This is a genomic window from Tardiphaga sp. P4_G1 (genome assembly GCF_056401215.1).
Window position 1 is genome coordinate 326,295 of sequence record NZ_JBFUJU010000008.1, and the last position, 14,514, is coordinate 340,808.

Consider the following 14,514-nt stretch of genomic DNA (forward strand, 5'->3'; position numbering starts at 1 on the left):
GGTGCGGCCATGAATGAATTCCCGCGCTACGCGATCTATTACGCCCCCGACACCGACAGTGCCCTCTCCCGCTTCGGCGCCGAAATCCTCGGCTACGATCCTTTCACCGGCAATGACGTGCTGGTTCCCGGTGACCTCATCATACAGGCGCCGGACTGGCCGGCTGTCATCAAGGACCCACGCAAATACGGCTTTCACGCCACGCTGAAGGCACCGTTCTCGCTAGCACCAGAAGCCACCGAAGCCGACCTGATCGCAGCCTTCGATGACTTCGCGCGAATGCCCCGCGCCATTCCGAAAATCTCGCCGGTGGTTCGTATCATCAGCGGCTTCACGGCTGTGGTGCCGGATGCGCCCTCTGCTGAACTTTCCATACTGGCTCAGGCCTGCGTTGAGGGATTCGAGGTGTTCCGCGCACCGATGACGCCCAACGATCGCGCGCGCCGCAAACCGGAGAACCTGACGCCGCGGCAGGTCGAGCAGCTGGATCGTTTCGGCTATCCCTATGTGCGCGACGACTTCCGCTTTCACATGACGCTGACCGGACGGCTTGCACCCGAGCGCAGCGCCGCGGTACTGGCGATGCTGCAGCAGCGGTTCGCTACACTTGATCTCACCTCACTGCGGATCGACCGCATCGGCCTATTTCACCAGACATCTGCGACGTCGCGCTTCCAGGTGCTGTGCCACGCGCCGCTGACGGCGACTTGACGCGTCACGAGAACGCCATCTCGTCCGTCCGCTTCCATGCCGGAAACGGATCGACCAGCGCAGCCCAGCCTGCGATATCCATGCCGGGCTTGCCGGGCACGAGGCAGGCATCGAGCCGACGACGGATATCGCTCTCATCCATGTCGGAACCGATGAAGACGATCTCCTGACGCCGGTCGCCATAGATCTCGTTCCAGTTCTTCTTCAGGGACTGCCGCCAATACGGATCGTCCGGCCAGCGATCGACGGGGACATTGGCCCACCAGAATCCCATGCCCTCGGTGCGCACGATGGCACCGGCCTGGCTGAGCTCCCCGACCCATTGCGGCCGCGTTGCCAGCCAGAAATGCCCCTTGCTGCGGATCACGCCGGCCCAGCTCTCGCGCAGGAAGGCCTGAAACTTCATGGGATCGAACGGCCGCCGCGCGCGATAGACGAAATTCGTCACGCCATATTCTTCGGTCTCCGGCACGTGGTCGGCGAAGCCATACAGCTCCTTGTGCCAGAGCGGATGCTGCTGCGCCTTTTCAAAATCAAAACGGCCGGTATCGAGCACGCGGTCGAACGGCACATTGGCAAAGTTTGCCTCGATGATATCGGCATCGGGATTGAGCGCACAGATGATCTTGCGCGCGCTGTTGCATTGCTCAAGCGTGGCGTCATTGACCTTGTTGAGCACCACGACATCCGCGAATTCGATCTGCTCCACCAGCAGATCCACCAGCGTCCGCTTGTCACCGTCGAGGGCCTCGCCGCGGTCCTGCAGGAAGTCGGTGGAGGAATAGTCCTTCAACAGGTTCACCGCATCGACCACCGTCACCATGGTGTCGAGCTGTGCCACGTCCGACAGGCTGTCGCCGTTCTCGTCGCGGAAATCGAAAGTCGCGGCCACCGGCAGCGGCTCTGCAATTCCGGTGGTTTCGATCAGCAGGTAATCGAACCGCCGGCTTTCGGCGAGCGCCCGCACTTCCTTGAGCAGATCGTCGCGCAGCGTGCAGCAGATGCAGCCATTGGTCATCTCGACCAGCTTCTCATCCGTCCGCGACAGGTTGGCACCGCCATCGCGAACCAGGGCCGCATCGATGTTCACCTCGCTCATGTCGTTCACAATCACCGCCACCTTCAGGCCGTGACGGTTGTTCAGCACGTGGTTCAGCAAAGTTGTCTTTCCAGCCCCGAGGAAGCCGGACAAGACTGTGACGGGGAGTTTTTGCATCGAGATCGAACAGTCTTTTGAGGGTACGGGACATCAGGCTCTTCTTATTTGTAATGTTATAACATTACAATCTTCATGCCTGTCAACCCCGCGCCCACCGATCCCGTCGGTGCGCTGTCAGCTTTTCTGATCTGCCGGAAATTCGTCTGGCGCGGGTCAGCCCACGCTCATTGCCTCGACGTTAGCCTGCCCGCGCGATTGTCTCGGCATCCACCGGCTTGGCAAAGGTCACGCGGTTTCGGCCGCTGGCTTTCGATGCGTAAAGTGCCCGGTCCGCGGCAGGTGTGAGATCGCAGGGATCGTCACCCTCGCGGCCGATGGCTATACCGACGCTGGCGCCAACGGTCAGTTCCAGGCCATCGATGATGAACGGCTCCGAGAGCGTCCGAATGATGCGGCGGCCCAGCAACATGGCCTCCTCGCGATTGCCGACGACGGATTGCACCACGACGAATTCATCACCGCCCATGCGCACCGCGAAGTCGCCGTCGCGCAAAATTCCGCTGAGCCGGCTCGCGACCGCCTGCAGCAGCGCATCGCCTACGGGATGGCCATGCACGTCGTTGACCTCCTTGAACCGATCGAGGTCGACGCTGTGAACGGCAATGAGACAGCCCACCACCCTGGCGCGCGCGGCGATGATCGCGAGGCGTTCCTGAAAGCCGAGCCGATTGGCCAGACCCGTCAGCGCATCGTGCCGCGCGAGGGTCGAGAATTCATGCTTGAGCGAGATCTGCTCTATATTCTGCCGATAGATGAAACGCACGGTCTCGAAGCTGCCGAGCAGGAACGCTATCAGGATCACCGCATAGAAAGCCAGATTGCTATCGACGCGGGCGAGCGCCGCGAACGCCGTCGGCAAGGCGACCAGCATCAAGGCAGGCAATGCGATCCCCGGCCGGACGGAAATCCGGCAGACGATGCCGGCCGCATAGCCGAAGACCAGCGCCGTTGCGAGGAGTTGATGCGCAGGATTCTTCGCCCAGAAAGTCGCTGCGCCGAGTATTCCGATCAGCCCTGCGAAGACGTAGCTGCTCCACGCGTAAAGCCGCTCCCATCGCTCGGCCGCGGCGATTGTGAAGCTGCGTTGACCCTTACTGCGATGATAGACGCCTTCGGTGGCCACGCGGAAGATCGTGACGATCGCTCCGGCTGCACTCAACCCGTAGAACCATGGATTTGCAGAACTAATAGCGACGTGACACGAGACGATGGCCAGTGTGAAGCCGGCGATCGAGAGCGGCACACGCGTCTGGAAGAGCATGTCGATGAGTTCGATCCGGACATGGTCCGGAACGCCTACGAAAATTGATCTCCAGAATTTGACCACGTCGCTTCTCCCCGAAGCACCCGATACCGCCAAAGTCTGAAATTTTCATCGGCGAACTCGGTCAAAATCTAACTGAGTTAACCGGCAGTTACCAATCGCACGCTTGTCCGCCAGGCGCAGAGCCTCTTCCGCTGGATGCAGAGAATTCGAGCTTATCGGTAGAAGACCGGCGAACTCCGGACCAGTCACGGCGCGATGGGACCTGAAGTTCGCCATCGCGCCTTGTCCTGATCGATCAGAAGCCGAGCGCGAGGCCGTCCTTGCGGTGGTCCGAGGCGCCGAGCAGCACGCCACGCTCGTAATCGATCTGGATGGCCTGGCAACCGCCGATGCCGGTATCCATCATCTGCAGCGTATGGCCGCGGGCGGCCAGATCGTTGCGCACCGCTTCCGGGATGGTCTTTTCAAGCTGCAGCAGGTTGTTGGTCGCGAACGAGCGCGGCGCCTCGGCAGCGGCCTGGATGTCCATCTTGCGGTCGATCACATCGGATATGAACTGGGCATGGCCGGTGGCCTGATAATGGCCGCCCATCACGCCGAACGGCATGACCGCGCGACCGTCTTTCATCAGCATGCCCGGGATGATCGTGTGCATCGGCCGCTTGCGCGGGCCAAGCGAATTCACGTGGCCGGGCCTGGCACGGAAACTCCAGCCGCGGTGATGCAGCAGGACGCCGGACTTCTTCGCATAGATGCCGCTACCGAACGGGCCGAACAGCGAATTGATCAGTGACACGGCGTTGAGATCGCGGTCGACCACGGTCAGATAGACGGTGTCCTTGTGGATGACCGAGTCCCAATGCTCTTCCGGCGAAGCGTGCTTCATGTCGATCTTGGCGCGGAGGTCGCCGATGAATTTGTCCGACAGGAAGCGCTCAACATCGACCTGCCCGTAAGCAGGATCGCAGAAATAGGCATCGCGCGTGCGATAGGCCGCCTTGGTCGCCTCCGCGAGAACATGGATACGGTCGGCCTCACTCAGATTGGCGATGTCATAGCCGGCCAGCACGCGCAGGATCATCAGTGCGGCGAGTCCCTGGCCGTTTGGCGGGCATTCGGCGACATCATAGCCGTGATGATTGGCCGAGATCGGCGTCACATAGTCGGAGCGCTGCTCGTTGAAATCATCGGCCTCGTGCGCGCCGCCAACGGCACGCAGCGCGGTGATGATGTCGTCGGCTACCTGACCCTGGTAGAAGCCGTTGCGGCCTTCGCGCGCGACCCGGCGCAGCGTGGCAGCGAGCGCCGGCTGGACGCGCTTGTCGCCGACCGCGGGGGCATGGCCGCCCGGCAGGTACTGCGCGGTCGCGTCGGGATGCAGTTCCAGCTTGCGGCGCCATTTGGCCCAGTCGGCCGACACGCGCGGGGTGATGAGGAAGCCGTTCTCAGCGGCATCGATGGCTGCAGCAAACACGTCGGCCAGCGGCTTCGAGCCATGATCCTTGCTGAGCGTGCACCAGGCATCGATGGCGCCAGGCACGGTAACGGTCTCGACACAGGTCTCGGGAATGTCGCGGTCACCGGACGCCGCATATTTCTCGGAATCGATCTTGGCCGGCGTACGACCGGAGCCGTTCAGCGCGATCGGCGCGCCGCCTTTCGGCGAATAGAGGGCGAAACAATCGCCGCCGATGCCAGTCATCGCGGGATCGGCCACGCATTGCACGGCGACCGCCGCCAGCGCCGCATCGATGGCATTGCCGCCCGACTTCAGCATCTCCACAGCAGCCAGCGTCGCCAACGGATGTGAGGTTGCGGCCATCCCGTGCTCGGCAACGGCGACGGAACGGGCAACGGCCATGAAATCACGCATGAGAGTCCTCTATCGGTACGAAGCCGCCTGGCGCAGATCGCGCGATGAGGCGGGAGAGATGCGGTCGAGCGCCGAGCAGATCGGCCCCCAGGCGCGCGGGGATGGCGTGTGGTTTAGCGTGTGAATCGGCAGTGCGGTAGCCGTTATGACAACAATGAGACTGGCAGCCGCTACTGCGAATACGATATCCCGCCGCAACCCAGCCGTGCAAATTTGAGCACAATGCCCCCGCCGTCCGAAACCCTGCGCCGGGTGCGGATGCTTCACCCCCGCGTGTTAATTCCCGAGTGGATGACGCGCCGTTGTCCGCACAGCCTCATATTCATCACGCGTGCGGGCAACCAGCCTCGCTACGGGCTCGATTGCAGCAACACCAGAGACAGAGTGGCCTGCGCTCCAGACGTCGCGCCATCGCTTGACCCCGGACGTCGCCTGCCGGCCATAGAGCGCATCGGCGCGTTCTTTGGTCATGTCCGTCGGCAGATCTTTCGGATCAAGGCCCGCGGCGACAATCGAGGGGACCAGTGTATTGGTTTCCAGGCCTGTGAAAGCCCGTGACAGCAGGACATCGTCGAGCTCGGACGTGACGAGCATCCGCTTGTACTCGTCCACTGCCATGCTCTCCTCGGTGGCAATGAACTTGGTACCCATATAGCTGAGATCGCAGCCGAGCACCTCGGCGGCAAACACCGCCTGCCCGTCCGACACACCGCCGGCCAGCACGACCGGCCCCTCCCAGAACGAGCGAACCGCACGCACGAACGAAAAACCGTTGACCCAGCCGGTCTGCCCGCCGGCACCCGCCGTCAGCAAGACGAGCCCATCGACTCCCGCTGCAATGGCTTTCTTCGCATGCCGGATCGAAGCGACATCGGCAAACACCATACAGCCTGCCTCATGCAGCGGACCGACGACCGCATCCGGCGGTCCGACGCTGGTGATCACCATCTCGCAGCCATGCCGGATCACCGTGGCAAGATCATCCTGCAAGCTCTCACGGCGGATGATGAGATTCGGACAAAACGGCGCGTCGTCCGGCCCGAGCGCGCCGAGAATACGCGCTATCCAGCAATCGAGTTCATCGTCGGTTCGGCAATTGGCCGTCGGAAACGAACCGATCACGCCAGCCTTGCACGCGGCAATGACGAGTTCCGGGCCTGACACCCGAAACATCGGCGCTGCGACCAAAGGCACCGACAGCCGCGGCCGAATTGTTTCCGTAAAGCGCGCCGCACTCGCTTTGCCGCTGGGGTCGTCGATCACGCGGCGGTCACCCGAAGGCAGCGGCATTTGTTTCCATCCCTCTCATTTTGCCAGAAGGATAGCCGGAATTCCCTGGCGACCGCTATAAGCCGGACGGAATGTCCGGCATGACGCGGCTACTGCCCGGCATGGTGTTCGCCAATGATCATTTCAGGCTGATGGCGGATAACAGCTATCGCCTCAACCGGCGCATGCTCAACACGCGGATCGAGTTGGCGATCGCGATGTTCTGCAAGCCAGCCTGATCACGCATCCTATTTCTTAACCGATTGATCACCATAATCGGCCAAGCTGCGCCATTGCGCGGCATACCGCTGCGCGCGCTTGGACCGGATACGGCATGTTCCAGATGTTCCTGCGGGCTCGTGCCCAGAACTATCTTCGCAGCCTTGTCGGCGAGCGTGAGTTCAGGGCGCGTTCGGCTGAACGCGATGCCGAAACTGATCGCGAGCGGCTCGATTACGTCCTTTCGGCCCTCGATAGCGCACTCAGCAATGCCGAAGCCGAGCAGGCCGGCCTCACCCGCCGCGTCGACGATGTGCTGGCGCGCGCGGCTGTAACCTTCGGCAATGGGGACGATGAGTATCTGACGCGGGAGAAGCTCGACAGCGATCACCTGGACCTGTTCGAGACCGAAATTTCAAACGGCCAGCGCCGATTGCGCGACCTTGCTGTCAGCATCTCGCACTTCAAGTTCCTGAAGACCGCCATGCTGTCGCGGTTTCCGGATTACAAAGGCCCTGGGTCGCGGGCATCATCGTAACGGCAGACGCCTATTCGCTCCGGGCGGAATCCTTGGCATCGCTCCAGCGCCGCTTGAAGCCCGCCGCATCCGGCGAACTGCCATCGCGACTGCGCCGCCGCTCACCGCTGAATGTCCGCATGTGATCGTTCACGAATGACATTAATTCATTGCGGAAACGCTCGGCCGAGAATTTCTCGGCTTGCATGCGGCAGTCGGCACGCGAAAATGAGCTTTCATTCGCCACGAAGGCACGGACACATTCCGCAATCGCTTTCGGTTCGTTGGAATCGAAAAACATGCCGGTGCGCAATTCCGGAGAGGCCGAGACCGTCTCGCGCGCGCCGCCGCGGCCGAACGCCAGAACCGGCGCCCCCTCGGATTCCGCTTCGACAACGATGATCCCGAAGTCTTCCTCGGCAGCAAAGACGAAGGCACGCGCCGTCGCCATCAATTCGCGCAGCTTCTCATCACTGACAAAGCCGACAAATGTCACGTTCGGGCCGGCGATTGCCTTCAACCGCTCCGCATCCGGGCCGTCGCCTGCAACGATCAGCTTCTGATCCGGCAGTTCGGCAAAGGCCTGGATCACGGCTTCGATCTTCTTGTAGGGCACCAGACGACTTGCCGCGAGGAAGTGGTCCCCGGTGGGGAGATCAGCCGGTAACTTCGACATGGTCACCGGCGGATAGATGACCTTGGCGTCACGGCCATAGACCTTCTTGATCCGCTTGGCGACGAAATTGGAATTCGCCAGCATGGCGTCCGGCCCATGGGCCGTGCGCACGTCCCAGATCCGGATCCGGTGCAGCAGCGCCCGTGCCAACGCGCTCTTGATGCCAGCGGTGTAACCGCTTTCATTCAGATAAGCGTGCTGCAGATCCCACGCATAACGCATCGGCGAATGCACATAGGACACGTGAAGCTGGTTCGGGCCGGTGATCACGCCCTTGGCCACCGCATAGCTGCTGGAAATAACCAGGTCGTAACCTGACAGATCGAACTGCTCGATCGCGATCGGCATGAGTGGCAAATATGACCGATGACGTTTGCGGATGAACGGCATCTTCTGCAGGAAGCTGGTACGCGCCTTCTTGAAGCCAATCTTGGCGCGATCTTCCGGCGTCAGCACATCGAACAGCGTGAAAACGTCCGCTTCCGGATAGCACTGCAATATCTCGCGCAGCACCTGCTCGGCACCGCCCAGCGTGTAGAGCCAATCGTGGACGACAGCGACGCGCATAGGACCTCAACGGCGGAAACGACGAATGTGGGCTGACCTGAAAATAGACCAATGCGCCCCTTCTACAATCCACTCCTACAACTTGCGTTAATTCGATTGCGAACTGTCGGTAAAAATTGAATCAATTCAGATGTGTTCTGATAATCTCTGGGGAAGATGCTACCCGGTTCGCAGGACGCGGTCGGTACCATGTCCATCCAGGGCAGACGAGCGCGCATTCTGGCGCACCATCCGCGCCATTCAGCATAACGAGAGTTCTTGCGCATGATGACGTTACGCCAGGTTGAAGTGATCCGCGCCGTCATGGTGACGGGCACCATTGGCGGCGCTGCCAAACTCCTGAATGTGTCCGCGCCCGGCATCAGCCGCCTGGTCAAATACACCGAGAAGTCGCTCGGCATCCGCTTCTTCCAGCGCCAGAACGGACGCTACTTCCCGACCCCTGAAGCGCAGAATATTTTCGAGCAGATCAACGGTGTTTACAAGAAAGTCGACGATCTCACCGAGATCATCTCGAAGATCGGCCACGGAACACTGTCGGAATTGCGCATCGGATCGGTTCCCAGTATCTCGCAGGTGATGGTGCCACGTGCCATCGAGCAGGTGCGGCGGCGTTATCCCGGTCTGCGGATCGACATCAACATTCTCAAGCTTGAGGAGGCGATCGACTATCTGCTGCTCGGTCGCGGCGACTGCGTCGCCATGAGCTATCGGCTCGAACATCCCGGGCTCGACTTCATGCCGCTGGCGTCCGGCGAATTGTTCTGCATCGTGCCGGAGGGACACGAACTCGCAGGTCGCAAGCAGGTGTCGGCCAAGGAGATCATCCGGTATCCCCTCATCGGCATCGACCCCAACGACCCCTACGGTCGGATCATGGCCGAGATCTTCGCCCGCAATAAACTCAAATACGACATCACCATTCGAGCGAGATTTGGCACCACGGTCTGTGCCCTGGTGAAGGCAGGGTTGGGCATCGCGGTCATCGACCAGTTCACGGTGGCCCATGGCGGCTATCCCGGCGTCGAGGTGATCCGCATCGTCGAACCCACCCGGTTCGATACCTATGTCGCCGTGAAACGCGGCGCGCCGCTGTCACTGCATATCGAGCATTTCATCGACTGCCTGCGCACCGAGATGCGTGCAGTCGGCTCTCACAAAATTGCCGCTGCAAAGCCGGCCTCGCGCGTCCGTAAAAAATAACATCATGTTATGTTTGCTGTATAACAGGGTAATTGTGTTAGATCGCCGCCGCGCTATCTTCTGTCCCGTTTCTGATGATGATTGAAAGTATTGGCCATCCGTTCATGACCTCTTCGACGCCCCATACCCCGGCGACGGGCCAACGTTTCCTCACCGGCCTGCTCGGCGCGCCGATCGCGCATTCGGCGTCGCCGGCAATGCATGAGCGGGCCGCCGAGGCCATGGGTGCGCGCTGTCACTATCAGCTGATTGAAATCGCCGGTGCCGACCGCGGCGATTTGCGCGCCGTTCTGGACGGCGTCCGTCGCCTCGGTTTTGCCGGCATAAACGTGACCTTCCCCTATAAGGAAGCCGTGGTCGATCTGCTCGACGAGCTCTCGCCGGGGGCCAAGGCCATCGGCGCCGTCAATACGGTCGTGGTCCGCGACGGCAGGCTGACTGGCCACAACACCGACACCACGGGCTTTGCACGGGCCGCCAGGCAACTGGTCGCCAATTCCAACCACGGCCCGGTCGCGGTCATCGGCACCGGCGGCGTCGGCAAGGCCATCGCCTTTGCGCTGGCCGATCTCGGCGTTTCCGAGATCAGGATCTTCGATACGGACGCGGCCAAGGCCCGGCATCTCATTTCGCTGCTCCACAACAAGCAAAGCATCCGCGTGGCGGACAGCGTCGATGACGCCGTTCGCGGCGCGGTCGGCATCGTCAACGGCACACCCATCGGCATGTTGCCCAATCGCGGCACGCCAGTGCCCGATGCGCTGCTGCATGCGGAAGCGTGGGTTGCGGATGCGGTGTATTCCCCGCTGTGGACGCCGCTGCTCAACGCGGCCAAGGCGAAGGGCGCGCCGGTCATGACCGGCCGCGATCTGGCGATCTACCAGGCCGCCGATGCCTTTGAGTTGTTTACAGGATTTGCGCCTTCACCGACTGAAATGGGAATTGCTTTCGACGCCGTCATGGTCAAAAGGTACCCGACACCAAACGCAGCCTGAATGAAGCGGCCGCTCATAAGGCCGCACCCACAAACACAACAATAGCAACAGGAGGATTCCATGAAGCCAGTGTTCTTGGCGAGCGCCCTGCTCGCGACTGTATTGACCGGTGCTGCCATCGCGCAGTCCGGAGCCCCTATTAAACTCGCCAATGTCGCCGAATTGTCCGGCGGCGGCGCCACCGTCGGCACCAACTGGAAGAACGGCATCGATCTCGCGATCGAAGAAATCAATTCCAAGGGCGGCGTGCTCGGCCGCAAGCTGGAAGTGACCCATGCAGACTCGCAGTCCAACCCCGGTGTCGCCCGCGCCCAGGTTCAGAAGGCACTGGACGCCGAGCCTTATGTGCTGCTCGGGCCCGGCTATTCCGGTTCGGTGAAGGTCACCGCGCCGCTCGCCGCCGAAGCCGGCATCGCACAAATCATGGGCGGCGAAGCCGCTGAACTCACGACAACCGGCAACAAGTTTCTGTTCCGGACGTCGTTCGGCCAGCAGTCGTCCATGCCCAAGGTCGCCAAATACATCAACGACGAATTGAAGGCGAAGTCGGTCGCCATCGTTTGGGTCAACAACGACTTCGGCAAAGGCGGGCGCGATTCCATCAGCAAGGAATTCGCCAAGTACAATATCAAAGTCGCGGCCGATCTCTCCACCGAAGCCGGCCAGGCCGACTTCGCGGCCGATGTCAGCAAGATCAAGTCGGCAGCGCCGGATGCAGTCTTCGTTTACGTCAACGAAGAAGAGAGCGCGCGCATACTCAAGGAGTTGAAACGCCAGGGCATCACTGTGCCGCTGGTCGGCGAAACCACGCTGGTCGGACAGAAGGTCGTCGAACTCGCCGGCGACGCGGCCAATGGCGCGCGCGGCCATGTCGGCCTCACCACCGACGCGCCGGTCGAACTGATCAAGGCGTTCCGCGACAAGTTCGTGAAGAAGTACAACTACGTCCCGGACCATAACGGCCTCAAGGGGTGGCTCGCGATCTACATGATCAAGGCCACCACCGAGAAGATGGGCAAGGTCGATTCCAAGGGCTTCGCCGACGCCCTGCACGGCTTCACCATCACCGCCGCCAAGGAGCCGGGCATCCTGATGGACGCGACCTTCGACGCCAATGGCGATATCGATCGACAGGGTTTCCTGGTCGAGATCGTCGAGGGCAAGCAGGTCGTCAAGCAGGTGCTGCCAAAGCTCGGCAACTGAGGCCTCGCGTACTTAACCTCTCCCCGCTTGCGGGGAGAGGTCGGAGCCGAGCGGAAAGTGAGGCTTCGGGTGAGGGGGAGCGAGTGTTTTACTTGCAAGAACCCCTCACCCCAGCCTTCTCCCCGCAAGCGGGGCGAGGGAGCGCGCGGCCGGTGCTTTAGCTGCCGGCCATTTGGAGAACCACATGTCCAACCTTCTCGATCTCCTCATCGCAGGTCTTGCCACCGGGGCGATCTACGCGATCGTCGCCGTCGGCTTCACGCTGCTGTGGCAGACCTCGCAGACCATCAATTTCGCGCAGGGCGAATTCGTCATGCTACCGGCCTTCCTGATGCTGGCGGTGATGCATGCCGGTGCACCGTTCTGGCTGGCGATCCTGATTGGCATTGCGCTGTCGCTGCTGCTGCTGGGCCTCGGCTTCAAGATGCTGCTGGTCGACCCAATGCTGCGCCATGGCGTGCTGCCGCTGGCGATTGCGACCATGGCCCTGGCCATCGGCATCAAGGAAGCCGCCAAGCAATTCTGGAGCGCCGAAGCCTCACCATTTCCATCGGTCATCCCGGGCGGTGACGTCACGATTTTCGGCCGCGTCGTCGCCCTGCAGAGCATTGGCGTGCTGGTGCTGGCGATCCTCGCCGTACTCGGCCTGACAACGCTGCTGAACCGCACCTCCATCGGTCACCAGATGCAGGCTGCCGCGCAGAACCCGACCGTCGCGCGCATCATCGGCGTGCCGGTTGAACGCATGATCCTGCTGACCTTCCTGATCAACGCGTTTCTGGTCGCGCTGGCCTCGCTGCTCATCACGCCGATCTATCTCGCTAAATTCTCCAACGGCGAAGTGCTGGGCCAGGCCGCGTTCATCGCCGCCATTGTCGGCGGCTTCAACCAGGTCCGCGGCGCCATTGCCGGTGGCCTGCTGATCGGCGTCGTCGACAATCTGTCGGCCGCCTATGTCTCCACCCAGTATCGCGCCGCCGTGCCATTGGTTCTGCTGATCGCGATCATTCTGTTTCGGCCGCAGGGCATGCTTGGCCGACCTGAGGAGCGCACCGTATGACCGCGGCCAAGTATCTCAAGATCGGCTTCGGCATCGTTGTCATTGCCGCGCTGATCATCGTTCCGATGAACTTCAACCGCTACGGCCTGTTCATCCTGAGCCAGTGGGCCGTGATGACCATCGCCGCCATGGGGCTCAATCTGACGCTGGGCTATGCCGGGCAGGTCTCGCTGGCGCAGGGCGCCTTTGTCGGCATCGGCGCCTATACCGCGGCGATCATGACCACGAGCGGCATGCCGCTGATTGGAGCGCTCGGCGTTGCCATCGTGCTGTGTTTCGCCATCGGCTGGATCCTCGGCTATCCCGCCCTGCGCGTGCAGCATCACTACCTGGCTTTTGTCACCCTCGCCTTTTCGACACTGGCCTTCCTTGTCTTCCGCAACGAGGACTGGCTGACCAAGGGCATCTACGGCATCAGCAACATCCCTCGCCCGGAGATCTTCGGGTATCCGACGCGGCGACCGTTGCCGTTCTATTATGTCTGCCTGGGCTCGCTCGGCATCGTCTCACTGGCCGTCTGGTGGCTGATCCGTTCTCCCTGGGGCCGTGCTTTCATTGCACTGCGCGAAAATCCCGTTCGTGCGCTCTCGCTCGGCATCGACACACGGCGCTATACGCTGATGGCCTTTGCGATCGGTTCCGCACTCGGCGGTGTCGCCGGCACGCTCTATGCGCCGCTGACCCAATATGTCGATCCCGTACCGTTCCACCTGTCGCTGTCGCTCGATCTCTTGATGATGGTGATCGTCGGCGGCTCCGGTTTCTTCTTCGGGCCCTTCCTCGGCGCGATGATCGCCGTGCTGCTGCCGGAATGGCTGCGCTTCACGCAGGGCTACTATCTGATGCTCTATGCCATCGCGGTGATCCTGCTGCTGATCTACTCACCCACCGGCATTCTCGGCATTCTCGATCGTTACATCTCCGAACGCCGCACCAAGGCAGCGTCCGCATTGCGTGCGGTCGCCAAAGCGAAACTGGAAACGGCGCCATGACCGCAGTTCTCGAAGTCAACAATATCCGCAAGAGCTTTGGCGGCATCACCGCCGTCAATGGCGTCTCGTTCGATGTGCAGGAAGGCGAAATCCTCGGCCTGATCGGTCCGAATGGTTGCGGCAAGTCCACTCTGTTCAACTGCATCCTCGGCCAGCTCACGCCGAGCGCCGGCGAAGTGAAGGTCGACGGCAAGGTGGTCACCGGCATGCGGCCGTCAGAGCTGAACGGCCTCGGTGTCAGCCGTACGTTTCAATTGCTGCAGGTATTCCCAAAGCTGTCGGTGCGGGAAAACCTGATTCTCGCCGGTCAGGAACACCAGGGCAACATGCTCTCGCGGCTGCTCGGCCCATCCGACGCCGGTCTGACGGAGGCCGCCAACCAGATGATCGGCTTCTTCAAGCTCGACCATCTCGCCGAAGAGCCCGCGGGCGGCCTCTCTTATGGCCAGCAGAAACTGCTCGATGCCTCGATGGCCTTCATGGGCGGACCGCGCCTCGTGCTGCTCGACGAGCCTGCCGGCGGCGTCAACCTGACCATGCTCGCGGATCTCAAGGACCGCCTCGCGGCGATCAACCGGGAGAAGCGCGCCACTTTCGTTGTCATCGAGCACAACATGGAATTCGTGATGTCGCTCTGCACACGCGTGATGGTGATGGCCGAAGGCAAGGTTCTTGCGGTGGGGCGACCGGACGAAATCCGCGCCAATCCTGCCGTGATCGAGGCCTATCTGGGACATTGAGGA

General features: G+C 61.7%; 14 protein-coding genes. 9 read left to right on the plus strand and 5 right to left on the minus strand.

Going from position 1 to position 14,514, the window contains the following annotated elements; translation table 11 throughout:
- The first annotated feature begins 9 nt into the window (after positions 1-9).
- A complete protein-coding gene (locus AC1DUY_RS20980) occupies positions 10-711 on the plus strand; it encodes a DUF1045 domain-containing protein (protein WP_184513635.1) in 702 nt (233 codons plus the stop codon).
- A 4-nt stretch (positions 712-715) separates the two neighbouring features.
- Here AC1DUY_RS20980 and zigA read toward each other — a convergent pair whose 3' ends face one another.
- The 4 genes from zigA to AC1DUY_RS21000 all read right to left on the minus strand — a co-directional run bounded on the left by zigA (position 716) and on the right by AC1DUY_RS21000 (position 6,360).
- Positions 716-1,927, minus strand: coding sequence for a zinc metallochaperone GTPase ZigA (zigA, locus tag AC1DUY_RS20985; protein ID WP_478116712.1), 1,212 nt, complete (start codon positions 1,925-1,927; stop codon positions 716-718).
- Between the two features lie 181 nt (positions 1,928-2,108).
- Positions 2,109-3,257, minus strand: a complete 1,149-nt coding sequence (locus AC1DUY_RS20990; RefSeq protein WP_478116714.1) for a diguanylate cyclase domain-containing protein — start codon at positions 3,255-3,257, stop codon at positions 2,109-2,111.
- A 235-nt stretch (positions 3,258-3,492) separates the two neighbouring features.
- The gene (locus tag AC1DUY_RS20995) at positions 3,493-5,070 is read right to left on the minus strand and encodes a gamma-glutamyltransferase family protein (RefSeq protein ID WP_478116716.1); all 1,578 of its coding nucleotides are present in this window, start codon (positions 5,068-5,070) and stop codon (positions 3,493-3,495) included.
- 276 nt (positions 5,071-5,346) lie between these two features.
- Positions 5,347-6,360 (minus strand): NAD(P)H-dependent flavin oxidoreductase, encoded by a 1,014-nt coding sequence (locus AC1DUY_RS21000; protein WP_478116718.1) that lies wholly within the window; start codon positions 6,358-6,360, stop codon positions 5,347-5,349.
- A gap of 80 nt (positions 6,361-6,440) precedes the next feature.
- Between AC1DUY_RS21000 and AC1DUY_RS21005 the strand changes: the two genes are divergently transcribed.
- Positions 6,441-6,578, plus strand: a complete 138-nt coding sequence (locus tag AC1DUY_RS21005) for a hypothetical protein (protein ID WP_165826762.1) — start codon at positions 6,441-6,443, stop codon at positions 6,576-6,578.
- 95 nt (positions 6,579-6,673) lie between these two features.
- Complete coding sequence (locus AC1DUY_RS21010) at positions 6,674-7,096, plus strand: hypothetical protein (protein WP_116661170.1); 423 nt, start codon at positions 6,674-6,676, stop codon at positions 7,094-7,096.
- Positions 7,097-7,106: 10 nt separating this feature from the next.
- Here AC1DUY_RS21010 and AC1DUY_RS21015 read toward each other — a convergent pair whose 3' ends face one another.
- Entirely contained in the window at positions 7,107-8,318 is a 1,212-nt protein-coding gene (locus tag AC1DUY_RS21015) for a glycosyltransferase (protein ID WP_478116721.1), read from the minus strand.
- A 264-nt stretch (positions 8,319-8,582) separates the two neighbouring features.
- On the opposite strand from AC1DUY_RS21015, the gene AC1DUY_RS21020 reads away from it, so the two are divergent.
- From AC1DUY_RS21020 to AC1DUY_RS21045, 6 genes are all read left to right on the plus strand, one after another.
- Positions 8,583-9,521 carry a LysR family transcriptional regulator gene (locus AC1DUY_RS21020; RefSeq protein ID WP_068733475.1) on the plus strand — a complete coding sequence of 313 codons (939 nt, stop codon included), beginning with the start codon at positions 8,583-8,585 and terminating at the stop codon, positions 9,519-9,521.
- Positions 9,522-9,625: 104 nt separating this feature from the next.
- Positions 9,626-10,516 (plus strand): shikimate dehydrogenase, encoded by an 891-nt coding sequence (locus AC1DUY_RS21025; RefSeq protein WP_441252263.1) that lies wholly within the window; start codon positions 9,626-9,628, stop codon positions 10,514-10,516.
- A gap of 60 nt (positions 10,517-10,576) precedes the next feature.
- Positions 10,577-11,719, plus strand: coding sequence for an ABC transporter substrate-binding protein (locus tag AC1DUY_RS21030; RefSeq protein ID WP_089262041.1), 1,143 nt, complete (start codon positions 10,577-10,579; stop codon positions 11,717-11,719).
- A gap of 184 nt (positions 11,720-11,903) precedes the next feature.
- Positions 11,904-12,779, plus strand: coding sequence for a branched-chain amino acid ABC transporter permease (locus AC1DUY_RS21035; RefSeq protein ID WP_478116724.1), 876 nt, complete (start codon positions 11,904-11,906; stop codon positions 12,777-12,779).
- On the plus strand, positions 12,776-13,771 hold the full coding sequence (locus AC1DUY_RS21040) for a branched-chain amino acid ABC transporter permease (RefSeq protein WP_478116726.1): 996 nt from the start codon (positions 12,776-12,778) through the stop codon (positions 13,769-13,771). Before AC1DUY_RS21035 ends, AC1DUY_RS21040 begins: the two co-directional genes overlap by 4 nt.
- Complete coding sequence (locus AC1DUY_RS21045; protein ID WP_478116728.1) at positions 13,768-14,511, plus strand: ABC transporter ATP-binding protein; 744 nt, start codon at positions 13,768-13,770, stop codon at positions 14,509-14,511. Before AC1DUY_RS21040 ends, AC1DUY_RS21045 begins: the two co-directional genes overlap by 4 nt.
- Positions 14,512-14,514 lie beyond the last annotated feature (3 nt).

Coding starts and splice junctions, on each gene's coding strand:
- AC1DUY_RS20980 (WP_184513635.1), top strand. CDS start 10: ATGAATGAATTCCCGCGCTACGCGATCTATTACGCCCCCGACACCGAC.
- zigA (WP_478116712.1), bottom strand. CDS start 1,927: ATGCAAAAACTCCCCGTCACAGTCTTGTCCGGCTTCCTCGGGGCTGGA.
- AC1DUY_RS20995 (WP_478116716.1), bottom strand. CDS start 5,070: ATGCGTGATTTCATGGCCGTTGCCCGTTCCGTCGCCGTTGCCGAGCAC.
- AC1DUY_RS21000 (WP_478116718.1), bottom strand. CDS start 6,360: ATGCCGCTGCCTTCGGGTGACCGCCGCGTGATCGACGACCCCAGCGGC.
- AC1DUY_RS21005 (WP_165826762.1), top strand. CDS start 6,441: ATGACGCGGCTACTGCCCGGCATGGTGTTCGCCAATGATCATTTCAGG.
- AC1DUY_RS21010 (WP_116661170.1), top strand. CDS start 6,674: ATGTTCCAGATGTTCCTGCGGGCTCGTGCCCAGAACTATCTTCGCAGC.
- AC1DUY_RS21015 (WP_478116721.1), bottom strand. CDS start 8,318: ATGCGCGTCGCTGTCGTCCACGATTGGCTCTACACGCTGGGCGGTGCC.
- AC1DUY_RS21020 (WP_068733475.1), top strand. CDS start 8,583: ATGATGACGTTACGCCAGGTTGAAGTGATCCGCGCCGTCATGGTGACG.
- AC1DUY_RS21025 (WP_441252263.1), top strand. CDS start 9,626: ATGACCTCTTCGACGCCCCATACCCCGGCGACGGGCCAACGTTTCCTC.
- AC1DUY_RS21030 (WP_089262041.1), top strand. CDS start 10,577: ATGAAGCCAGTGTTCTTGGCGAGCGCCCTGCTCGCGACTGTATTGACC.
- AC1DUY_RS21035 (WP_478116724.1), top strand. CDS start 11,904: ATGTCCAACCTTCTCGATCTCCTCATCGCAGGTCTTGCCACCGGGGCG.
- AC1DUY_RS21040 (WP_478116726.1), top strand. CDS start 12,776: ATGACCGCGGCCAAGTATCTCAAGATCGGCTTCGGCATCGTTGTCATT.
- AC1DUY_RS21045 (WP_478116728.1), top strand. CDS start 13,768: ATGACCGCAGTTCTCGAAGTCAACAATATCCGCAAGAGCTTTGGCGGC.